This window comes from Mycobacterium sp. 012931 (genome assembly GCF_000419295.1).
GTDB lineage: Bacteria > Actinomycetota > Actinomycetes > Mycobacteriales > Mycobacteriaceae > Mycobacterium > Mycobacterium marinum.
The window spans coordinates 4834033-4856038 of the sequence record NZ_AOPX01000001.1; the positions used below are offsets into that span (position 1 = coordinate 4834033).

17 protein-coding genes and 1 pseudogene are annotated in these 22006 nt (G+C 65.7%); 8 read left to right on the forward strand and 10 right to left on the reverse strand.

All coding sequences use genetic code 11. From position 1 onward, the window contains the following. The first annotated feature begins 2 nt into the window (after nucleotides 1-2). Genes MMSP_RS21245 through nuoN form a run of 5 tightly spaced genes read left to right on the forward strand, consistent with a single transcriptional unit; the run spans nucleotide 3 to nucleotide 6153 of the window. Complete coding sequence (locus tag MMSP_RS21245) at nucleotides 3-779, forward strand: NADH-quinone oxidoreductase subunit J (RefSeq protein WP_086085717.1); 777 nt, start codon at nucleotides 3-5, stop codon at nucleotides 777-779. Next, nucleotides 776-1075 carry an NADH-quinone oxidoreductase subunit NuoK gene (nuoK, locus tag MMSP_RS21250; protein WP_011740432.1) on the forward strand — a complete coding sequence of 100 codons (300 nt, stop codon included), beginning with the start codon at nucleotides 776-778 and terminating at the stop codon, nucleotides 1073-1075. Before MMSP_RS21245 ends, nuoK begins: the two co-directional genes overlap by 4 nt. Before the next feature lie 10 nt (nucleotides 1076-1085). After that, nucleotides 1086-2987: an NADH-quinone oxidoreductase subunit L gene (nuoL, locus tag MMSP_RS21255; protein ID WP_020788287.1), complete on the forward strand. Its 1902-nt coding sequence runs from the start codon at nucleotides 1086-1088 to the stop codon at nucleotides 2985-2987. Next, nucleotides 2984-4570 carry an NADH-quinone oxidoreductase subunit M gene (locus MMSP_RS21260; protein ID WP_036427472.1) on the forward strand — a complete coding sequence of 529 codons (1587 nt, stop codon included), beginning with the start codon at nucleotides 2984-2986 and terminating at the stop codon, nucleotides 4568-4570. Before nuoL ends, MMSP_RS21260 begins: the two co-directional genes overlap by 4 nt. After that, nucleotides 4567-6153 carry an NADH-quinone oxidoreductase subunit NuoN gene (gene nuoN, locus MMSP_RS21265; RefSeq protein ID WP_020788289.1) on the forward strand — a complete coding sequence of 529 codons (1587 nt, stop codon included), beginning with the start codon at nucleotides 4567-4569 and terminating at the stop codon, nucleotides 6151-6153. Before MMSP_RS21260 ends, nuoN begins: the two co-directional genes overlap by 4 nt. A gap of 58 nt (nucleotides 6154-6211) precedes the next feature. Here the strand turns inward: nuoN and MMSP_RS21270 are convergent, their stop codons facing one another. The 9 genes and pseudogenes from MMSP_RS21270 to MMSP_RS21310 form a co-directional block, all read right to left on the reverse strand. Beyond that, complete coding sequence (locus MMSP_RS21270; protein ID WP_036426834.1) at nucleotides 6212-8092, reverse strand: PPE family protein; 1881 nt, start codon at nucleotides 8090-8092, stop codon at nucleotides 6212-6214. An 884-nt stretch (nucleotides 8093-8976) separates the two neighbouring features. Further along, the gene (locus MMSP_RS21275) at nucleotides 8977-10902 is read right to left on the reverse strand and encodes a PPE family protein (protein WP_036426836.1); all 1926 of its coding nucleotides are present in this window, start codon (nucleotides 10900-10902) and stop codon (nucleotides 8977-8979) included. 220 nt (nucleotides 10903-11122) lie between these two features. Beyond that, complete coding sequence (locus MMSP_RS21280; RefSeq protein ID WP_020788293.1) at nucleotides 11123-11572, reverse strand: hypothetical protein; 450 nt, start codon at nucleotides 11570-11572, stop codon at nucleotides 11123-11125. Nucleotides 11573-11714: 142 nt separating this feature from the next. Next, nucleotides 11715-12993 (reverse strand): annotated as a pseudogene (locus MMSP_RS21285) (DUF58 domain-containing protein). Nucleotides 12994-13006: 13 nt separating this feature from the next. Further along, a complete protein-coding gene (locus MMSP_RS21290) occupies nucleotides 13007-13975 on the reverse strand; it encodes a MoxR family ATPase (RefSeq protein WP_020788296.1) in 969 nt (322 codons plus the stop codon). A 48-nt stretch (nucleotides 13976-14023) separates the two neighbouring features. Then, nucleotides 14024-14506: a hypothetical protein gene (locus tag MMSP_RS21295; protein WP_015354925.1), complete on the reverse strand. Its 483-nt coding sequence runs from the start codon at nucleotides 14504-14506 to the stop codon at nucleotides 14024-14026. Continuing rightward, complete coding sequence (locus tag MMSP_RS21300) at nucleotides 14503-15483, reverse strand: DUF4129 domain-containing protein (protein ID WP_036426838.1); 981 nt, start codon at nucleotides 15481-15483, stop codon at nucleotides 14503-14505. The genes MMSP_RS21295 and MMSP_RS21300 overlap by 4 nt, the downstream gene beginning before the upstream one ends. A gap of 116 nt (nucleotides 15484-15599) precedes the next feature. After that, the gene (locus tag MMSP_RS21305; RefSeq protein WP_020788298.1) at nucleotides 15600-16466 is read right to left on the reverse strand and encodes an SDR family NAD(P)-dependent oxidoreductase; all 867 of its coding nucleotides are present in this window, start codon (nucleotides 16464-16466) and stop codon (nucleotides 15600-15602) included. Beyond that, entirely contained in the window at nucleotides 16463-17065 is a 603-nt protein-coding gene (locus MMSP_RS21310) for a TetR/AcrR family transcriptional regulator (RefSeq protein ID WP_012393258.1), read from the reverse strand. The genes MMSP_RS21305 and MMSP_RS21310 overlap by 4 nt, the downstream gene beginning before the upstream one ends. A 101-nt stretch (nucleotides 17066-17166) precedes the next feature. On the opposite strand from MMSP_RS21310, the gene MMSP_RS21315 reads away from it, so the two are divergent. The 3 genes from MMSP_RS21315 (at nucleotide 17167) to MMSP_RS21325 (ending at nucleotide 20939) form a co-directional block, all read left to right on the forward strand. Next, nucleotides 17167-18246 (forward strand): phosphotransferase family protein, encoded by a 1080-nt coding sequence (locus tag MMSP_RS21315; protein WP_223161842.1) that lies wholly within the window; start codon nucleotides 17167-17169, stop codon nucleotides 18244-18246. Then, nucleotides 18246-19370 (forward strand): hypothetical protein, encoded by a 1125-nt coding sequence (locus MMSP_RS21320; protein WP_020788301.1) that lies wholly within the window; start codon nucleotides 18246-18248, stop codon nucleotides 19368-19370. The genes MMSP_RS21315 and MMSP_RS21320 overlap by 1 nt, the downstream gene beginning before the upstream one ends. Before the next feature lie 153 nt (nucleotides 19371-19523). After that, the gene (locus tag MMSP_RS21325; RefSeq protein WP_020788302.1) at nucleotides 19524-20939 is read left to right on the forward strand and encodes a PE family protein; all 1416 of its coding nucleotides are present in this window, start codon (nucleotides 19524-19526) and stop codon (nucleotides 20937-20939) included. A 61-nt stretch (nucleotides 20940-21000) separates the two neighbouring features. Here MMSP_RS21325 and MMSP_RS21330 read toward each other — a convergent pair whose 3' ends face one another. After that, nucleotides 21001-21999, reverse strand: coding sequence for a TIGR03617 family F420-dependent LLM class oxidoreductase (locus MMSP_RS21330; RefSeq protein WP_020788303.1), 999 nt, complete (start codon nucleotides 21997-21999; stop codon nucleotides 21001-21003). Nucleotides 22000-22006 lie beyond the last annotated feature (7 nt).

The following is a 22006-nucleotide window of genomic DNA, read 5'->3' on the forward strand; positions in this document are numbered from 1 at the left end:
CCCTGGCTTCCAGTCTGGCCGCGGACACCATCACCGTTACCTCGACCGGTGAGGCGGTGACCTTCTGGATTCTGGGTGCGCTGGCGCTGGTCGGCGCGCTCGGGGTGGTGATGGCCGTCAATGCCGTGTACTCGGCGATGTTCTTGGCGATGACGATAATCATTTTGGCCGTGTTCTACATGATCCAGGACGCGCTGTTCCTGGGGGTGGTCCAGGTCGTCGTCTACACCGGCGCGGTGATGATGCTGTTCTTGTTCGTGCTGATGCTCATCGGTGTGGACTCCGCGGAGTCGCTCAAAGAGACGCTGCGCGGGCAGCGGGTCGCCGCGCTGGTGATCGGGGTCGGATTCGGTGTCCTGTTGATCGCCGCCATCGGCAATGTGGCGGCCGGAGGCTTCGCGGGGTTGACGGCCGCCAACGCCAACGGCAACGTCGAGGGCTTGGCGGCGCTGATCTTCTCGCGCTACCTGTGGGCCTTCGAGTTGACCAGCGCACTGCTGATCACCGCGGCCATCGGCGCGATGGCGCTGGCCCACCGGGAGCGCTTCGAGCGCCGCAAGTCCCAACGCGAACTCTCCCAGGAGCGCTTCCGCCCCGGCGGTCACCCCACACCGCTGCCGAACCCCGGCGTCTACGCACGCCACAACGCGGTCGATGTGGCCGCGCTGCTGCCCGACGGCTCCTACTCCGAGTTGTCGGTCCCGGGGATCCTGCAGACCCGCGGGGCGGATGGACTCCAGACGCCTTCGCCCGAGGCCATCACAGGTGGTGCGTCATGAATCCCGCCAACTATCTGTATCTTTCGGCGCTGCTGTTCACCATTGGCGCCTCCGGGGTGTTGTTGCGCCGCAATGCGATAGTCATGTTCATGTGTGTCGAGCTGATGCTCAACGCCGTCAACCTCGCGTTTGTCACGTTCGCCCGAATGCACGGGCATCTGGACGGACAAATGATCGCGTTCTTCACGATGGTGGTCGCAGCCTGCGAAGTCGTCGTCGGTCTGGCCATCATCATGACGATTTTCCGTACCCGCAAATCGGCGTCGGTCGACGACGCGAACCTACTCAAAGGCTGATAGCGCCACAGTGACGAACTTTCTGGGGACTCAACACACCTGGCTGCTGGTGGCGCTGCCGCTGGCGGGTGCCGCGATCTTGCTGTTCGGCGGTAGGCGGACCGACGCGTGGGGACACTGGTTGGGTTGTGCGGCGGCCCTTGCCTCATTCGGCGTTGGCGCGACCATGCTCGCCGACCTCGTGGGGCGCTCCGCCGACGATCGGCTCATCCACCAAACGGTCTTCACCTGGATGCCGGTGAGCCAGCTGCAGGTGGACTTCGGACTGCAAATCGATCAGCTGTCCATTTGCTTCGTGCTGCTGATCACCGGAGTCGGATCGCTGATCCACATCTACTCGGTCGCCTACATGGCCGAAGACCCCGATCGCCGTAGGTTCTTCGGCTACCTCAACCTGTTCTTGGCCTCGATGCTGCTGCTGGTGGTCGCCGACAACTACGTGTTGCTCTACGTCGGGTGGGAAGGCGTGGGCCTGGCGTCCTACCTGCTGATCGGCTTCTGGTACCACAAGCCGTCGGCCGCCACGGCGGCCAAGAAGGCGTTCGTGATGAACCGGGTTGGCGACGCCGGGCTGGCTTTGGGCATGTTCGTCATGTTCAGCACCTTCGGCACGCTGTCCTACGCCGGGGTCTTTGCCGGTGCGCCGGCCGCCAGCCGGGGAGCGCTGACCGCGATGGGTTTGCTGCTGCTGCTGGGGGCGTGCGCCAAGTCCGCCCAGGTGCCGCTGCAGGCCTGGTTGGGCGACGCGATGGAGGGCCCCACCCCGGTATCCGCCCTGATCCACGCCGCCACCATGGTGACCGCCGGGGTGTACCTGATCGTGCGGTCCAACCCGCTCTACAACCTGGCGCCGGACGCACAGCTGGCCGTGGTCGTGGTGGGTACCGTCACGCTGCTGCTGGGGGCGGTCATCGGGTGCGCCAAGGACGACATCAAACGCGCGCTGGCCGCCTCAACGATGAGCCAGGTCGGCTACATGGTGCTGGCCGCCGGCCTGGGCCCGGCCGGCTACGCGTTCGCGATCATGCACCTGCTCACCCACGGTTTCTTCAAGGCCGGACTGTTCCTGGGATCCGGATCGGTCATCCACGCGATGCATGAGGAACAGGACATGCGCCGGTACGGGGGGCTGCGCGCCGCCCTGCCCGTCACCTTCGTCACCTTCGGGCTGGGCTACCTGGCGATCATCGGTGTGCCACCCTTCGCGGGCTTCTTCTCCAAGGACGCGATCATCGAGGCAGCGCTGGGCGCCGGCGACACCCGCGGCTATGTGCTCGGCGGCGCGGCCCTGCTGGGAGCGGGGGTCACCGCGTTCTACATGACCCGGGTGATGCTGATGACCTTCTTCGGTGAGAAGCGGTGGGCGCCGGGAGCCCACCCGCACGAGGCTCCGGCCCTGATGACCTGGCCGATGATCCTGCTGGCCTTCGGCTCCGTCTTCTCCGGTGGTCTGCTGGCGATGGGCGGCACGCTGCAGCGTTGGCTCGAGCCCGTCGTCGGAGCCCATGAGGAAGCCACCCATGCGCTCCCGACCTGGGTCAGCACCACGGTGGCGCTCGGTGTCGTCGCCGTCGGTATCGCGGTCGCCTACCGGATGTACGGCACCGCTGCCATCCCCCGGGTGGCCCCCGTCCGGGTTTCGGTGCTGACGACGGCCGCGCGCGCCGACATGTATGCCGATGCCTTCAACGAGGAGGTGTTCATGCGCCCTGGCGCGCAACTGACCGACGCGGTGGTCGAGGTCGACAACGCGGGTGTGGACGGCTCGGTCAACGCTTTGGCCGGATTGGTGAGCATGACGTCGAATCGGTTGCGACGAATGCAAACCGGCTTCGCCCGCAACTACGCGTTGTCGATGCTGGCCGGTGCAGTCCTGGTGGCCGCGGTGCTCTTGGCGGTGCAGCTGTGGTGAACTCACACGTACCGTGGCTGACGCTGCTGTGGCTGGTCCCGCTGGCCGCTTCGGTGCTCATCATCATGCTGCCCCCGGGGCTGCGCCAGCTCGCCAAGTGGACCGGCCTGATCGCCAGCGTCGTGACGCTGGCGGTGTCGGTTGTCGTCGCTACCGGGTTCAAGCCGAGCGGCGAGCACTACCAGTTCGTCGAAAACCGTTCCTGGATCCCGGCGTTCGGCGCCAGCTACACGCTCGGGGTGGATGGCATCGCGGTGGTGCTGGTGCTGCTGACCACGGTGCTGATCCCGCTGCTGCAGATCGCCGGCTGGAATGACGGCGGCGAACGCACCAGGGGTGTGCACGCCTACGTCGCGTTGACGCTGGCCATCGAGTCGATGGTGCTGATCTCGGTGGTCGCGCTGGACGTCTTGCTGTTCTACGTGTTCTTCGAGGCCATGCTCATTCCGATGTACTTCCTCATCGGGGTTTTCGGGCAGGGCCGCGCGCGCTCCGGGGCCGCGGTGAAGTTCCTGCTGTACAACCTGTTCGGCGGGCTGATCATGCTGGCAGCGGTCATCGGGCTCTATGTGGTGACCGCCCAAAACGGGTCTGGAACTTTCGACTTCCGCGACATCGTGGCCGGCGTGCAGGGCGGGCATTACGGCGAACATCCGGCGGTCTTCAAAGCCTTGTTCCTCGGATTCATGTTTGCGTTCGCCATCAAGGCCCCGCTGTGGCCCTTCCACCGCTGGTTGCCCGATGCGGCGGTGGAGTCCACGCCGGCGACCGCGGTGCTGATGATGGCGGTGATGGACAAGGTCGGCACGTTCGGCATGCTGCGCTATTGCCTGCAGCTGTTCCCGGACGCCTCAACCTATTTCCGCCCGTTGATCGTGACGCTGGCCATCATCGGCGTGATCTACGGCGCAGTCGTGGCGATCGGTCAGACCGACATCATGCGACTGATCGCCTACACGTCGATCTCGCACTTCGGGTTCATCATCGCGGGGATCTTCGTGATGACCACCCAGGGCCAGAGCGGTTCGACGCTGTACATGCTCAACCACGGACTGTCGACGGCCGCGGTCTTCCTGATCGCCGGCTTCCTGATCTCGCGCCACGGCAGCCGGGCGATCGCCGACTACGGCGGTGTGCAGAAGGTGGCTCCGGTGCTGGCCGGCACCTTCCTGGTTTCGGCCATGGCCACCCTGTCCTTGCCCGGCCTGGCCCCATTCATCAGTGAATTCCTGGTCCTGCTTGGCACTTTCAACCGCTACTGGCTGGCCGCAGCCTTTGGCGTCACCGCGCTGGTGCTTTCCGCCATCTACATGTTGTGGCTGTACCAACGCGTGATGACCGGACCGCTGGCCAAGGACAACGAGCGCATCGGTGACCTGGTGCCACGCGAAATGATCGTGGTCGCGCCGCTGATCGCGATGCTGCTGATCCTCGGGGTCTATCCCAAACCCGTGCTCGATGTCATCAACCCGGCGGTCGAGCACACCATGAGCACCATCGGCCAGCACGATCCCGCGCCCAAGGTGCCACACCCGGCTTCGGGCGTGAGCGCCCCCCGGACAGCCGAAGGACCACACGAATGATTTTGCCCAGCCCAAGCATCGAATACTTCCTGCTGTGTCCGATGCTCATCGTTTTCGGCATCGCCGTCGTCGGCGTGCTGGCCGAGGCGTTCCTGCCGCGCCGGCTGCGATACGGCGCGCAGGTGACACTGGCCCTGAGCGGGTTGGTGGCCGCATTCGTCGCGGTCATCGTGGTGGCCCGGTCGATTCCGGTGACTGGCCGCCGCGCCGTGCTCGGGTCGATGGCAGTGGATCGGCCAACGCTGTTCTTGCAGGGCACGGTGTTGCTGGTGGCGGTGATGGCGGTCATCTTCATCGCTGAACGCAGCGCCCACCGGGTGGCCGCCCAGACCAAGACGGCGGTCGCCGCGGGCAGCGGCGGACTCGACTCCTTCACGCCGCAGGCTTCGGCCGTGCCCGGCAGCGACGCCGAACGCGAGGCGCAACGTGCGGGGGCAGCGCAAACCGAAATCTTCCCGCTGCTCACGCTTTCCGTCGGCGGCATGATGGTATTTCCCGCGGCCAACGACCTGTTGACCATGTTTGTCGCGCTCGAAGTGCTCTCCCTGCCGCTGTATCTGATGTGCGGACTGGCGCGACACCGCCGGTTGCTGTCGCAGGAATCGGCGCTGAAGTACTTCCTGCTGGGCGCGTTCTCTTCGGCATTCTTTCTCTATGGTGTCGCGTTGCTCTATGGCGCTACCGGCTCGCTGACCCTGACCGGTATCCGGGATTCGCTGGCGGCACGCAGCGATATGTCCATGGCCTTGGTGGGCGTCGGTCTGCTGTCGGTCGGTCTGCTGTTCAAGGTTGGCGCCGTCCCCTTCCACTCGTGGATTCCCGATGTGTACCAAGGCGCACCCACGCCGATCACCGGGTTCATGGCGGCGGCCACCAAGGTTGCCGCTTTCGGCGCCCTACTTCGGGTGGTCTACGTGGCGCTGCCCCCGCTGCACGATCAGTGGCGGCCGGTGCTGTGGGCGATTTCGATATTGACCATGGCGGTTGGCACCATCACCGCGGTGAACCAGACCAATGTCAAACGGATGCTTGCCTATTCGTCGGTCGCACACGTCGGCTTCATCCTGACCGGCGTGATCGCCGACAACTCGGCGGGTCTGTCGGCGACGCTGTTCTACCTGGTTGCCTACAGCTTCAGCACGGTGGGCGCATTCGCCATCGTCGGCTTGGTCCGCGACGCGGACGGGGTCGAGGACGCCAACCTGTCCCATTGGGCGGGGCTGGGTCAGCGCTCCCCGATTGTGGGCGTGATGCTGTCGATGTTCCTGCTGGCCTTCGCCGGCATCCCGCTGACGAGCGGGTTCATCAGCAAGTTCTCCGTGTTCAAGGCCGCCGCCGAGGGCGGTGCGGCTCCGTTGGTGGTCATCGGTGTCATCTCCAGCGGAGTGGCCGCCTACTTCTACGTCCGGGTGATCGTGTTGATGTTCTTCACCGAAGAGTCCAGCGACACACCGCAAGTGGTGGCGCCCGGCATCTTGAGCAAGGCGGCGATCGCGGTTTGTGCGGCGGTCACTGTGCTGCTGGGGATCCTGCCGCAACCGGTGCTCGACCTCGCCAACCAGGCCGCCCACTTGCTGCACTGAACCAGCTGTGGGGTGACCCGGCTGGTGACTCACGGGGGTAATCGCCCCTACCAGCGGGCTAGAGGTGGAAGAACCCCGACTGGTTGTCCATGGTGTTGAAGAAGCCCGAAGTGAAGGCTCCTGAGCTGAAGACGCCCGAGGTGAACGAAATGGTGATGAACGGCGCCACGTACACATAACCGTTGTCACCGGAGTTTGCGATACCGATGTTCAGAAAGCCGTTGTTGAACAGCCCCCTGTTGAGGCCGCCCCCGGAGTTACCGATGCCCGCGGTGCCGGGGCCCATGTTGAAAAAGCCCGATGTCCCCTGGTTGAAATGAATGAGGATCGGCGGCGCCCGCGGCGGAAGCGTCTTGGTGGTTTCGTACTGGGCGTTTTGGATACCGGAGGTATCGACACCGGAGTTGTTGAAGCCGGAGAGTCCGGCACCGGTATTGCCGAAGCCCGAGTTCGGGCCAGCCTGGGTGGCGGAGCTCGCGATGGACGTGTTCAGGTTGCCCGAATTGAACAGACCGGTATTGATGTCCCCCGAATTCCCCCATCCGGTGTTGGTGCTGCCCGAGTTGAAGTCACCGGTGTTGACGTCGCCAGCGTTGAAGCTGCCGGTGTTCGACAGGCCCGAGTTTCCGAAGCCGAAGTTGCCGCCGCCACCGTTGCCGAAACCGAAATTGCCGCCTCCCGCGTTCCAGGCGCCGAAGTTGGCGGCACCAGCGTTCTGAACGCCCGTATTGACGCTGCCGGAATTTTCGAATCCCGTGTTGGTATCACCGGAGTTCAAGAAGCCGTAGTTACCGTTGCCCGAGTTGAAGAAGCCCACGTTGTGGTCACCAGAGTTGAAGAACCCGATGTTGTTGCTTCCCGAGTTGCCAAAACCCGTGTTGGCGAGTCCGGTGTTCAACGCGCCAATGCCCATCTGGTTGTCGCCGGTGAGCCCAAAGCCAATGTTGTTGTTACCGGTGTTGGCAAACCCCACGTTGCCATCTCCGAGATTGGCGAAACCAAAGTTGTTGCTGCCAAGGTTGGCAAAGCCGCGGTTGGTGTCGCCGATATTTCCGCTGCCGATGTTACTGCTGCCGGTATTACCGTTGCCGAAGTTGTGACTGCCGAGGTTGCCACTGCCGACATTACTGTCACTGCCGACCGATGAGAGCACCCCGTTTCCGCTACCCAGATTCGAATTGCCGTAGTTGCCGCTGCCCAGGTTTCCGTCGCCGTAGTTGCCACTGCCGACGTTGGAGCCGCCGGTGTTTCCGCTCCCGAGGTTGAGGTTGCCGATGTTGCCGCTGCCCAGGTTGTTATCCCCGGTGTTGCCGTTGCCCAGGTTGAAGTCGCCAATATTGCCCAGCCCCAGGTTGAAAGCGGGAATTGCCGATGCGGCGGCCTGTAGCTGAGCTACCCCCGGTAGGCCCGAGATCCATTGCTGTAGCCCCGCCTCCCAGGACGGCAATGCTGCCGCTTCCGCCGACGCCCCACCGTGATAGCCCACCATCGCCGCCACATCCGCGGCCCACATCTGCTCATAGGCGCCTTCGGTCGCAGCGATCGCCGGCGCATTCTGCCCAAACAGATTCGACATCACCAACTGCACAAACACATTGCGATTGGCCGCCACCGCCACCGGATGCACCATCGCCGAGCGCGATCCCTCAAAAACCTCGGCAACCGCCCTGGCCTGGGCCGAAGCCCCCACCGCACGCGCCGCCGCCGCGCTCAACCAACCCGTATAGGGCGCCGCCGCAGCCGCCATCGCCGCGGCCGCCGCACCCTGCCAGACCTGACCGGCCAGCCCCGAAGTCACCGACTCAAACGACCGCGCCGCGGTCCCCAATTCCTCAGCCAGCCCACCCCAGGCCACCGCGGCATCCAGCATCGGCGCAGCCCCAGCACCGGCAAACATTCGCACCGAATTGATCTCCGGCGGCAGCAGCAAGAAGCTCATCACTCAGTCCTTCCGTGAACCACACCAAGCGTCTGTCCGCGGCGGTTCGCCATGACACGTGGCCATGCGCTCCGCTCGACCAGTAGCAATAGACTGTAGGCAAAACTTGCCGCTTTGCCAGCGATTCTGTCAAATTCCGTCGGTTTCTGGGCAATTGCACGAGAAATTGCTCGAATCCGGCTGCCGATCGTGCACACAATTCCAGAATGCTATTTCAATTTATCGCGCGCATTGGCACGGCCCCCGAAATATCCCGCCCCGCATGGCCGGCCCGACGTTGTGGCGGCGGCCGTCGATGCACCGGCTCCTACCAAACCGCCCCGCCACCCTCACCGCGGCACCAAGCGACATGGGCATGGGCATGGGCATGGGCATGGGCATGGGCACTCATGGGCACTGCAGCTTCACCAGTGCGGGCTTCCCGAGACCCACGCTAGCTGAGTGGAAATCCCCGGCATTGCGGTTGCCCACGCTTCTAGAACCCGCGTTGTTATCGCCGGAATTCTCATAGCCCGCATTCTCCGCGCCACCGTTGCTTAAACCGGGTCGCCATCTCCCGGTTTGAAGAAGCCCACATTTGGATCTCCGGAGTGGAAAATGCAATATTGCTGTTACCCGGATTACCGAAACCCATATTTCTGCCGCCGGTGTTCAGTTAACCAATAAAATTCAAGGGCCAATGTTTTCGCCGCCGAGGTTCCATTCGCCAGTGTTTGCCCGAGCCGGCGTTGACGGTGGGCAACGTGAACAGCGCCCGCTTCGACCGTGTGCACGGCCACGCGCCTCATGAGCAACCGACTAGGCAGCGCAGATTGCTGGGCGCCACCAGGCGTGACCAATGGCTGGCGCGGAGCCGCCGGACGGATCTTCCGATACGGGAGCCCCTAGGACTGCCCGAAGAAGCCCGCCGTGTTGTCGGTTTCGTTGAACGCTCCTGATGAGCTATCACCCGAGTTGGCAAGGCCGGAGCTGCCGTCGCCGGAGTGCCCGAAGCCCGAACTACCCGAACCCGTCACATTGAAGCCCGTGTTGAACGAGCCGGTATTCCCGACTCCGGTGTTGAATCCGGTCCCGGCATTGTTGAAGCCGACCTGATACTCACCCGTGTTCCCGAAGCCCGAACCGACGCTGAAGAAGCCCGTGTTCATGTTCTGGAAGCCGGATACGCCGCCGCCGAACATCGCATCGTTGGTGTTATTGAAGCCGGACACGTTGTCGCCGGTGTTCCCGAAGCCTGACTGGGTGGCACCGGCTGGGGTGTCGGCGCTGCCCACGGTGGTGTTGAAATCACCCGAGTTGAGGAAGCCGGTGTTGACGCTGCCGGCGTTGCCGCCGCCAGTGTTGAGGTCACCCGAGTTGAAGAATCCCGTGTTCCCACCGATGAACGTGGCTGAGCCCCCGGAATTGAAGAAACCGGTGTTGCTGTAGCCGGCGTTACCGGAGCCCATGTTGGAACCACCGGCATTGCTATCACCCACATTGCTGGAGCCCGCGTTGTTGAAACCGAGGTTGTTGGCGCCCGCGTTACCGAAACCGGTGTTGAGCCCGCCTGAATTCCAGAAGCCGGAGTTCACGCCGCCGGAGTTGCCAAAACCGGTGTTGCCGTCCCCGGAGTTGAACACCCCGACGTTGCCGCTGCCGGAGTTGAAGAATCCGATGTTGTTGTCACCGGAGTTGCCGAAACCGAAATTCCCGGTGCCCGCGTTCAACGAACCGATGCCAGAGCTCCGGCGTTCCCTGGAACCGATGCCGACCTGGTTATCTCCGCTGAGACCGAAACCGATGTTGTTGTTACCCACGTTGCCGAATCCGAAGTTGTTATTTCCGATATTCGCCAACCCGATGTTGGACAAACCGATGTTGGCGCTGCCGAGGTTGAAGGCACCGAGGTTTGCGTCACCGATGTTGTTCCCGGTGCTGAACGACACGGGGTCCATGCCGTTGGCGTTGCCGAAGTTTCCGCTCCCGAAGTTGCCGAGACCGAAGTTTCCGTTCCCCAAGTTTCCGCCGCCGAAGTTGAGGTTGCCGTTGTTGCCGCTACCGAAGTTGGTATTGCCGATGTTGCCATTGCCCAGGTTGGCGAAACCAAAGTTCCCACCACCGAGGTTGAGGTTGCCGATGTTGCCGCCGCCCAGGTTCAGATTTCCGAAGTTTCCGCTGCCCAGGTTGAACGAGCCGTTGTTTCCGCCGCCGAGATTCCACTGGCCCGAGTTGCCCAGGCCAGTGTTGACGGTAGGCAAGTTGAACAACGCTGCCGCGGGCGCCGCCGCCGCTTGACCTATGCCGGGCAACCCCGACAACGCCTGCTGCCACGACGGCAGCCCCGACGCGGCAGCCGAGGCGCCACCGTGATACCCGACCATCGCGGCCACGTCCGCGGCCCACATCTCCTCATACGTGCCTTCGGTCGCCGCGATCGCCGGCGCGTTCTGACCGAACAGATTCGACATCACCAACTGCACAAACACGTTGCGATTGGCCGCCACCGCCAGCGGATGCACCATCGCCGACCGTGCCGCCTCAAACGCAGACGCCACCATCTTGGCCTGCCCGGCCGCCCCCGCCGCCCGGGCCGCCGCACTCAACCAACTGGAGTAGGGCGCCGCGACCGCCGCCATCGCCTTGGCCGCCGCGCCCTGCCACGCCTGACCCGTCAATCCTGAGGTCACCGATGCAAACGACTCCGCCGCCATCCCCAACTCTGCCGACAGCCCATCCCAGGCCACCGCTGCCTCCAACATCGGCGCGGACCCCGCGCCAGCGAAGATTCGCAATGAATTGATCTCCGGAGGCAACACTGCAAAGCTCATCAGCCCATCCCTTTCTCGAAGTCGCTACAGACCGCGGCCCCGCACCCGGACACGTCCACATCTGGCCCTGCTCAGACGGTCGGCCCCTGGACCCGGCCTGTAGAACAGGACTCTAGGAAAATCGGAGTCCGATATCCGGGGTTTCGCGAAATTTCTTTTACGTGCCGGAAATACGCCAGTCCGCGCCGGCCCGCAATCCTCGCCGGCGCCGCAAAAACGTTCAGTGCAGAAACGGACGGGTGGCCAATACATAGATTGCCAGCACCGCCAACGGCGCCGCCAATGGCAACCACGGCACCTGCAGCGGAAATGCGGTGGCCGCCAGGCCTGCGAACGCAAATCCAAGGGCGGCAACGATAGTCGGCCAGGTAGCCATCGCGACGCCGGCGGGAGCCCCGGCCGCGTGCCGGCTCACCAGGTAGGCCACGGCGCAAAGGCCACACAGTGCGGCAAGCAATTGCGGCGGCGCCGACAACACCAGCGCCAGCACCGTCAGCAATACCGCAACCGTTGCCGCCGTACGCACCAAGATTCCCGCTACCAAGGCAATGACGGCTCCGGCCAGAGCGACGATTACCGGCCCCTGAGCTCCGGCACCGGCGGCGCCCACCATGAGCAGCCCGAATACCGGGGACAGGACTCGACTGCCGGTTCCGGCCACCGATCCCATGTCAGACGCTCCCCCGCACGCCGTCCGCGGATCCGACGGCGGCGATACCGGCCCCTGAGCTCCGGCACCGGCGGCGCCCACCATGAGCAGCCCGAATACCGGGGACAGGACTCGACTGCCGGTTCCGGCCACCGATCCCATGTCAGACGCTCCCCCGCAGCCGTCCGCGGATCCGACGGCGGCGATCGGGCAACGCCCCCATCGACTGCTCGAGTGCACGGTTTCCCGGCCAGTCGAGTACGTCGACGCCCACCGTTGCCATGTCCCGATACATCCCGGCACGCTGCAGCGCCCACATCCGGACCACGAGCGGGTCCTGCTCCCCCTCGAAAGGAGCGCCGTCGAGTACGTCCACGGCAACCACGACATGGCCCCGCTTACGCAAGTCGATCAGCGCCAGCGCGAATTCGGTGTCCAGCAACGTGGAGAACGCGATGACAATGGCCCCGGTCGGAACGGCGGCACGCGGAGCGAGTGTCCCGGTCGTCTTCTCGAACCGGTCGCCGCTACCGAGCACGGTGTCGAGCACCCGATAGAACTGACGTTGGCCGATGTCGGCTCCCATCCACCGCGGGCGATTGCCGCCCAGCGCGATGATCCCGGCCCGATCACCATTGCGCAGGGCGGTCTGAACCACCTGAGCCGCCCCGCGCGCTACTCGCTCGGTGGCTTCGCTGGCCGGGCCCGGCGGCTGCCGGTAAGTGTCGATCAGCACGATGACGTCGGCGGCTCGGTCGGTCAACCGCTGCGTCACATGCAAACGTCCGCGCCGCGCGCTGACCGCCCAGTTCACCGCCCGCAGCTGGTCCCCCCGGAACATAGGGGCGAATGTCGGCGTATTCGACGCCTGGGCCGATGTACCGGGTGAGGTGGGCACCCAACCGGTCGAGCAGCTCGGTCTGCGGAATGGCCGTCGGCTGCGGCGGTGTGAGCGGAAAGACGACCACCTGGGCGGCCTCGACCGTCCCATCGCCTATCAACAGCCCGCCGCGCGCGACGACATCGACGCGCGCCTCGATGGGATAGCGGCCCCACCGCCGTGTCACCACCTCAACGCTTTTTACCTGGCGTGAACTCGACGCGTCGATGTCGAGCTGCATGCCGGCCGGCGCCCGGACGGTGACCAGGACCGCCTCGCTTCCCTCCCCGGCCGCCGAATCCACTGTTGCCCAAACCTTCACGCCCACCCGCTCGTCTTCAAAGCAACGCTGCAGATCGGGCTCGGCGTGCACATGAACGGTCGGGACCGGCCGCTGCCAGTAGATCGAGCACAGCACGCCGAGCAGTGGCGCCGCGAACGCGATCAGTTGCCACCGGCCGGCAATGAGGGCGGCGGCCAGGGCCACTCCGGCGCACGTGGCGACGGCCAGCGTCAGTGGCGAAGCACGCCAGCGCAACTCGACATCACGAGTTTGGATCACATCGCGCCGTCGCTCATCGGCTTCCCGCATTGGTGCGCGGAACGGGCAAGCGCCGCAACAGTTCTGCGATGACATCGGCTCCCTGGATCTTGCGCACCCACGTTTCCGGACGCAAGGTGATCCGGTGCGCGATTGACGCGGTAGCCAGCGCTTTGACGTCTTCGGGGATCACGTAGTCGCGCCCGAGTAGCAGCGCCCGGGCGCGGGAGAGCTGGACCAGGTCGAGTTCGGCCCGAGGGCTGGCACCGACGGCGACCTGCGGATGGTTGCGGGTCGCGGTGGCCAACGACACCACGTACTGCAAGACATCGTCGTGAACGGTCACCTGCTCGACCGATTCCCGCATGGCCAACAGGTCGTGCAGGTCCACCACCTGGTTCACCGTCGCCTCGGCTGACCCGCGTTCGAGCCGGCGCCGCAGCATCGCCGTCTCATCCTGTTCGGAGAGGTAGCGCAGTTCGAGCCGGATGGCGAACCGGTCCAGCTGCGCCTCCGGCAGTGGATAGGTGCCCTCGTACTCGATCGGGTTGTCCGTGGCCAACACGATGAACGGCATGGGCAACTTGTGCGTTTGGCCGTCGATACTGACCTGTCCTTCGGCCATCGCCTCCAGCAGCGCCGCCTGGGTCTTGGGCGGCGTGCGATTGATCTCGTCGGCCATCAGCAGGTTGGTGAAGATCGGCCCCGCCCGAAACTCGAAGCGACCCGATTGCATGTCGTAGATGGTGGAGCCGAGCAGGTCTGCCGGCAGCAGATCGGGAGTGAACTGCACCCGTTTGAACTCCAGCCCCAACGCGGCGGCAAACGAGCGCGCGATCAACGTCTTACCCAGGCCGGGGAGGTCTTCGATGAGAACGTGGCCCCGAGCCAGTACCGCGGTGAGTATCAGGGTCAGTGCCGCGCGTTTGCCGACCACGACGCGTTCGATCTCATCGATCACCGCCTCGCAGGCAGCGGTCGTCAGCGCGGCCGGCATGGTCATGTTCGGCTCACATCCGCTCCCGCTTCAACTCCCGATGCCAAGGGCCTGTCACACCTGCTCCAACCGCTGCAGTATCGCTTCGAGGGTCGCACGACCGGGACCGGCCTGGCGATCCCCGGTGCGCGCGACATTGTTCGGATTGACCCACTCCCACAGGTCCTCCCCGAACAGCATGCGCCCGGTGGCGTGAAATGCCGCCGGATCTTTGGCTTGCCGCTGCCCGGTCGCGATTTCGTATCGTCGCGCGAGCATCGGACGCAGATGCCGGTCCCAGTCCGCCCGGGTGGATTCCGACCTACGGATCGTGGTCTCGGTACCCGACAGCCAGCGACGCAGTCCGTCGCCCACGTCATCGGGGTCCGTCTCCGCCGGCGGCGCCATTGCGTGCCCCACCACTCGACGAATGTTGAGCAGCACCAGGGCGACGGCCACCCCCGAGGCCGCCAGGACCAGTCGGTGGTCACGCACGGCCAGCGTCAGCAGCTCCACCGCGACAATGAGCAAAACGCCCAGCACAATAAGCCTTTTCACATTTCATCGCCTCGGCCGGTCGAGGCACCCACGGGCGCCGCGAGTTCGTCGAGCACTAGCCGCAGAACGCGCACCGCCAACTCGCGGTGGCCCTCGTTCATGACATGCGTGCTGAACCGCGCTTCAGCGAACAGGTTCACCAGCTGTACGGCGTTATCGGCCTGCAGCGCATGATGTTGCACTGCGCGCGCCAACACCTCGGTTGGGGTGTCGAAGTCGCGCGGCGCGGCCGCGGGGACATTGGCCAGTTCGCGTTCCATGGCCGCATAGCAGGCGATGATCGCCTCGCGTGGATCGCGCTCGAGGTCGGCCATCTCGGCCAGTCCGACTTTGGCCGCCCGCACCAGCAGTTGCGAACGTTGCGGCGGCTCCGGGGATTCGCCGGCAACGTCGGTGTGGGTATTGGAGGTCTCGGCACGCCATCGGCGCCGCCACAGAACCGCCACCGCAGCCAGGATGGTCAGGAGCAACGGCGCTGTTGCTGCGAGCAGAATTTCGAGGGTATTGATGTTGTCGTCGGAAGGCTGTTGTGGTTGTTGCGGCCTGGGCGCACCGTCGCCGGTCGGCGCCGGCACGCCGGGATCGGAAGCGGGCGCCGACGGCGCGACTTCGTCCGGGGTAAACAGGCGCGACAGCAGCAGCGTGAACAGCAGATAGGCGGCAATCACCGCGAGTCCGATCAGCAACACCCGCCAACTGGTTCGTCGGTGTCCGCCGCCAAGCATTTGGGCGAGGTCCCCCGCGCTGGGCGCCACTGCGCGCGGATCCCGCAGCCGCGCAATGATGGCGAATGCCATCAAAGCGACACTGCCGCTCAAGACCGCTATGACGAATACCAGCGCCGGACGGCTGGTAGCCGGTTCGGTGTGAGAGGTGCCATCGTCGTCCGGGAGATAGCCGCGCAGGGCAGCGGCAACCAGAATCAGCAACACGATCAGCGCAACAACGCGTCCCGTCGGCTTGTCAATTCCGGGCATCGGCACACACCTGCCTGCCGCCATCTGCGGCATGGTATTTGTTCATAGTTGCACGTCAGGAGTCCGCGCCGCCAGGAACACGCACACTATCGCTGGCCGCCTCGGCGCCCTGGGCGCTAGTCGCGCCCGAACGCCCGAAAGCTACCGTCGAGGACTTCGTGATGGCCGATGGTGCGCCCGGTAACCAGGTCGGCGTCCACCGACGCCAGCACCACGGCCGCCCGCGCGAATTCCTCCGCCGAAGCGGTGTCATCGAATTCGCGTGCGTAATAGGACAGCCCCGGGGTCGGAATCGGCTTCGAAGGCGCCAGCGCGTTCACCGCTATGTGGTGGTCGGCGAGATCGAAAGCCGCACATTGGGTCAGGTGTTCGAGCGCGGCTTTGGAGCCGCCGTATCCGGGCAGGACGCCGCCGCTGCGGTCAGAATAGGGCCCGTCGCCGGGTAGCCGGGATGCCACCGAAGTGATGTTGATGATCGAGCCGGCCCCCGCCGCGATCATGTCGGGGCAGCTCAGTTGCATCAACTCGTATGCGGCAAAAACCGAAGTCTCGAAGTGCCGGCGGTACGCCGCCAACGGGACGCTGACGAATCCGGGCCAGCCCGGCTTGCCGACCGCGGCTCTGCTGGATTTGGCGCGCGGTGCCGCACCGGGCACCGGTGGCCGTCCGGGGGCGGTGAACGCGGCGTTGTTCACCAGAATTGTGATGGGGCCCAGGCTGTCCCGGGCCGCCGTCACCAGCGCCGCGACGTCGTCGCGGTCGGTCAGATCGGCGCGCACCTCCACCGCACGTCCCCCTGCCGCCTCGATCTGGGCGACGGTGTCACCGATGGTTCCGGGCAAGCGGCTGTCCCACACCTGCTCGGTACGCCCGGCCACGACAACGGCGGCCCCTTCGGCGGCCAAGGCAAGCGCAATGGCGCGCCCCAGCCCACGGCTGGCGCCGGTGACGATGGCCGCCCGCCCGGCGAGCGCACCCGTCACCGGGTCACACCATGCACGAGTATCGCGGTGGTCTGATCCACCCATGCCTCGTCGAGCATCTGGTCCGGATACAGCAGTACCCGCAGCATCGTGGCTCCCCCGATCAATTCGATCATCCGGTTCGGATCCACGTCGGGATGCGCCTCGCCACGGTCGACGGCCTCCTGCAGCCGGATACGCACCGTAGCGAACAACTCGGTGAAACGCGACAGCACCCGGGCGTTGAGGTCGGCGTCCGCGGTCATGTCGGCGACCAGCCCCGGCAATGCGGCTCGAACCACCGGGGTGGTGAAGACATCGCGCGTCGCCGCGACCATCATCCTGATATCTCCGGCGAAGTCGCCGGCCGGAGCCGACAGCGCGCTGGGCGTCACCGGAAACGCGGCCTCATGGACCAGCTCGGCCTTGCTCGACCACCGCCGGTACAACGCAGACTTGGTGGTGCCCGCCCGCTCCGCGACAGCAGCCAGGCTGAGGTTGGAATAGCCGATTTGCACAAGCAGTTCCATGGTCGCGCTCAAAATGGCAAAGTCGATGCGGGGATCCCGCGGCCGCCCGGCGCCGGGGGCCTTGTCAAGGGAAGAGGGGTCTGCTTTCATAACGCTACCTACCGTATCGTAATTGCCTCTTGAAGGAAGCAGCTGTGGCCAACGAAACGCCGGTCGAAGATGTAGCCCACCTACAGCGCTCCAGCCGCGACATGACGACTTTGCCGGCAGTGATGGCACGGTGGCTGGCGGGCGTGCTGCCCGGCAACGCGGCACCCGAGGTGACCGTGGAAAGCGGTGTCGACTCGACGGGGATGTCTTCGGAAACGATCATCCTGACCGCACGTTGGCACGAGAATCACCGGCCGGTGCAGCAGAAGCTGGTGGCCCGGGTGGCGCCGGCCGCCGGAGATGTGCCCGTGTTCCCCAGCTACCGACTCGACCACCAATTCGAAGTCATCAAGCTGGTGGGTGAACTCAGCGACGTCCCGGTGCCCCGAGTGCGCTGGATGGAACCCACCGGAGAAGTGCTGGGGACGCCGTTTTTTCTGATGGACTACGTCGAGGGCGTGGTACCGCCCGACGTGATGCCCTACACGTTCGGCAACAACTGGTTCGCCGATGCGCCGGCCGAGCGGCAGCGTGAACTACAGGACGCCACCGTCGGACTGTTGGCCATGCTGCATTCAATACCGAAGCCGCAAGACACATTTGGCTTCCTGTCCGACGGGCCGTCCGGTGACACCGCGCTGCGCAGGCATTTCGACTGGGTGCGCTCGTGGTACGACTTCGCGGTACCTGGCATCGGCAACTCCGCGCTGATAGAGCGGACCTTCCAGTGGCTGCAAGAGCACTGGCCCAGCGAGGTGGCCGCACGCGAACCCGTGCTGCTTTGGGGCGACGCCCGGGTGGGCAACGTCTTGTACCGCGACTTTCGGCCCGTGGCGGTACTGGACTGGGAGATGGTCACGTTGGGACCCCGCGAACTCGATGTCGTGTGGATGATATTTGCGCACATGGTTTTTGAAGAACTTGCCGGATTGGCGACGTTGCCCGGGCTGCCCACGGTGATGCGCGAGGACGACGTACGCCGCACCTACCAGCGACTCACCGGTACCCAACTTGGTGACCTGCACTGGTTTTACGTCTATTCCGGAGTCATGTGGGCCTGCGTCTTCATGCGCACCGGGGCGCGTCGGGTGCATTTCGGTGAGGTGGAAAAGCCCGACGATGTCGAATCACTTTTCTACCACGCTGGATTGATGAAACGTCTGATCGGAGATGAGCGCTGATGCCGCAACCACTTGGCCCCCTCGACGAGTACCCGGTACATCAACTTCGCCAACCGATCGCCTGGCCCGGCTCCTCCGACCGCAATTTCTACGACCGCTCCTACTTCAACGCCCATGACCGCACCGGAAACATCTTTGTGATCAGCGGTATCGGCTACTACCCCAACCTCGGCGTCAAGGACGCGTTCCTGCTGATCAGGCGCGGGGATACCCAAACCGCGGTGCACCTTTCGGACGCGATCGATCAGGACCGGCTGCACCAGCATGTCAACGGCTACCGGATCGACGTGATAGAGCCGCTGCGCAAGCTGCGCCTGGTGCTGAACGAAACCGAAGGCGTGTCAGCCGATCTCACCTGGGAGGGGTTGTTCGACGTCGTTGCGGAGCAGCCGCATCTGCTGCGGTCCGGCAACCGGGTGACCCTGGATGCGCAGCGCTTCGCCCAGCTCGGCACCTGGAGCGGCCAAATCCAGGTCGACGGGCAGCAGATCGACGTCGACCCGGCGACCTGGATCGGTAGTCGGGACCGATCGTGGGGCATCCGGCCGGTCGGCGAGCCCGAGCCGGCTGGGCGACCCGCGGACCCGCCGTTTGAGGGCATGCGGTGGCTGTATGTCCCCATGGCGTTCGACGACTTCGCGATCGTGCTGATCATTCAAGAGGAGCCCAGCGGATTCCGCTCGCTCAATGACTGCACCCGGATCTGGCGTGATGGCCGCGTCGAACAGCTGGGCTGGCCGCGGGTCAAGATTCACTACCGCTCGGGCACCCGCATCCCGACCGGGGCAACCATCGACGCCACCAGACCCGATGGCACGCCGGTGCACTTCGATGTGGAATCCAAGCTGGCGGTTCCGATTCATGTCGGCGGTGGCTACGGCGGCGATTCGGACTGGCTGCACGGCATGTGGAAGGGCGAGAAGTTCGTCGAGCGGCTGACCTACGGCATGACCGATCCGGCGATCATCGCGCGGTCCGGCTTCGGCGTCATCGACCACGTGGGCCGCGCGGTATGCCGTGACGGCGACACGGATCCGGTGGAAGGCTGGGGCCTCTACGAGCACGGGGCGCTGGGACGCCACGACCCGTCGGGATTCTCCGACTGGCTCACGGTTGCACCCTGACCGCACCGCGCGTTGCTCGACGCCCGGCGTACGCGATCAGAGCGCCAAGAACCTGGTATTTCACACCGCATCCGCAGTAGGCTCCAGTTTGCCGAGCGTATCGATGGAAATCCGAGCCGCAGCCCGGGTGTAACGACCCAGCGGAGGTGTGACATGACGCTTGTTGACGTGGTGCCCGGCATGGTGCAGGCCGCAGCAAACGATCTGGCAGGCCTGAATACGACCCTCAATGCGGCCAATGCGGCCGCCGCTACCCAGATAACAACGGTCGTGGCCGCGGCCCAAGACGAGGTGTCGGCGGCGATCGCGGCGCAGTTTTCCGGCCATGGCCTGGCCTACCAGCAACTCAGTACCCAGGTGGGGGTCTTTTCCGACCAGTTCGTGGCGGCCCTGAGCGCCAGCGCCAGCGGCTATTCCGCCGCGGAAGCGGCCAACACCGGCCCGCTGCAGCAGCTGTTGACCCTCATCAACGCGCCGTTGCTGGCGGCCACGGGACGCCCGCTGATCGGCAACGGCGCCAACGGGGCCCCGGGGACCGGAGCCAACGGTGGCGATGGCGGCTGGTTGCTCGGTGACGGCGGGATCGGCGGCTCGGGGACACCGGGCACCGTCGCCAACCCGACCGGCGGGGTCGGCGGGGTTGGCGGGGCGGCGGGACTCTTGGGCTCGGGAGGCGCCGGCGGAGCCGGCGGGAGCTCGGCGTTCGGCGACGGAGGTGCCGGCGGAGTCGGCGGAGCCGGCGGATGGTTGTCGGGTAACGCCGGGGCCGGCGGGGCCGGCGGGCCCGGCTTGTTCGGCTTCAACGGCGGCGCCGGTGGGGCCGGCGGGGCCGGCGGATACTCATCGACCGCGGATGGCGGCGTCGGCGGGGCCGGCGGCGCCGGCGGGCTGTGGGGCGGCGGAGGGATCGGCGGGACTGGCGGCTTCGGCGCGTTGAACGGCGCGGCCGGTGGTGTTGGCGGAGCCGGCGGGCTGCTGGGTGGGCTGGTCGGAGCCGGCGGCGGTGACGGTGGGGCCGGTGGTTACGGCCTTACCGGTGCTGGTGGCGCCGGCGGGGCCGGCGGCAATTCCGGGCTGCTCAGCGGCCCGGGTGGTTCCGGCGGAACGGGCGGAGCGGGCGCCGTCGCCGACGGCGGGTTCGGCAGCAACACCGGTGGGGCCGGCGGCAATGCCGGGTTGTTGTTCTCCAGCGCCGGGGCCGGTGGCTTCGGCGGATTCGGTGTCGCCAACGGCGGCGGTTCCGGTGGGGCCGGCGGCAATGCCGGCTTGCTCGGTTGCGGTGGAGCCGGCGGGGCCGGCGGGCTCGGTATCGCCGGAACCGGCGGCTCCGGCGGGGCCGGCGGCACCGGCGGAATACTGCTGGGTACCGGCGGGGCCGGCGGTTCCGGCGCAGAATCGTTGGGTGTCGGCGATAGCGGCGGGGCCGGTGGCATGGGCGGTAACGCCGTGCTGATCGGCACCGGCGGCAACGGCGGCAACGGCGGTGTGGGCGCCGGCACCGGCACTCGCGGTGCCGGCGGCTCCGGTGGGCTGCTGCTCGGCCAAGACGGAAGCGACGGCCTGCCCTAGCCGATGCACCCGCCCCGAATCCATCAGGGCCCCGAAGCGCTTGACAGACAACCCAATTGGTTCAGCGCAGCTCGTCGATGATCGCAGCGAGCGTGCGAAGCCCAATGGGTGCGGCCTGATACAGGCACACGGTGTCAGAGATCCCATCCACCCGATCGCGGATGTGCGCCGCAACGTCGGCGGGTGTGCCGCAGGCCGCCAAGGTGTGCATCATGGTGTCGTCGATCAGCGCGCCCATTTCCTGCCAGCGCCCCTGCTTGGACAGGGCATTGAGTTCGGGCTGCAAGCCTTCCCAGCCGTGCGCCGCCAGCACCGGCCGGTAGGCGGGGGTAGACCCGTAGAAGGCCAGCAGCCGTCGGGTGCCCGCGGCGGCTTGTTCCCGGTCGGCCTCGGTGTCGCCGGCCGACACAATGATCTCCGGAATTATCGTGAATTCGCCGGCCTGACGCCCGCCGGCACGCAGCCCCTCGTGTACCGCCGGCATCGTGTTGGCATGCAGAAAACGCTTGGAGCCAAACGGCATTACCAGCAGACCGTCGGCATGCTGGGCGACGGCCCGGGTCAGCCTGGGCCCGAGCGCACCGACGTATATCGGGGACGGGCCGAAGGGAATTGGGCCGGGGTTGAAAGTCGGTGTCATCAGCGTGTGCCGGTAGAACTGTCCGCGAAAGTTCAACCGGTCACCGCAATTCCAGGCAGCAAAGATTGCCCGCAAGGCAGCGATCAGCTCGGTCATCCGGGCCACCGGGTGGTCGAACGCGGCGCCGAACCGATCCTCGATCTGGGCGCGCACCTGGGTGCCAAGGCCCAGGATGAATCGGCCGCCGCTGAGCAGCTGGTGGCCATAGGCCTGATGGGCCAGGTGTATCGGATTGCGTGGAAAAGCGATCGCCACGTTGGTCATCAGATCCAGGCCGCCTACCGTGGCGGCGAGGGTCAGTGGAGCGAATACGTCGTGTGGGCCCTCAAAGGTGGCTACCCCACTCGCACCGGCGTCCCGCAGCTCCCGCGCCCGCTCGGCGGCGTCGGCTAACCCGTACAACGCGGTGAAGACCCTCAACGCACCT